The organism is Acetomicrobium sp. S15 = DSM 107314 (assembly GCF_016125955.1).
In the GTDB taxonomy this organism is placed as follows: Bacteria; Synergistota; Synergistia; order Synergistales; family Thermosynergistaceae; genus Thermosynergistes; species Thermosynergistes pyruvativorans.
Genome location: NZ_JADEVE010000422.1, coordinates 1 through 496 on the forward strand (window position 1 = coordinate 1; position 496 = coordinate 496).

Annotated in this window: 1 pseudogene; it reads left to right on the forward strand. The window is 59.1% G+C overall.

Annotated elements, in window-relative coordinates:
* Positions 1-25: 25 nt before the first annotated feature.
* Positions 26-496: pseudogene (locus EZM41_RS14095) on the forward strand (hypothetical protein); the annotation flags it as partial.

The window sequence follows — 496 nt, forward strand, 5'->3', positions numbered from 1 at the left end:
GGCCAGCTTCCAGGGAGGAAAACGAATGAAGGGGTGCAGCTGCTGCCAGAACAAGGAGTTATGCCCACTCGCTTCCGCAACGGAAGGGAAGGCCGGATACAAAGGACGCATCCTGCTGATGGGAAATCCGAACGTGGGCACGGCTTGCATAGTTGACAGAAGCGGCGGTAAGGCTGGTTTTCCTACGCCGCTTTTCTCTCTGTGGCGCGTGAGCTTTCAGACGTACGAGCGCGACTTGTGCCCTCTCTGCAGGGCCGGCATACCTCTGATGGAGATCGTTTCGGCTCCCGACATCACGTCTCCGGCTCAGGCGAAAGAATACGTGGCGCGGCTTCGCCAGCTCGTGCGGTATCTCGGCGTCTCCGACGGGGATATGGACTCCGGCTCGCTGAGGGTCGATGCCAATGTATCGGTCAAGGTTTCGGACGGCCGGTGGGGGAAGAAGTCGGAGATCAAGAATATGAACTCCCTGAGGGCCATAGAAAGGGCCTTGGAG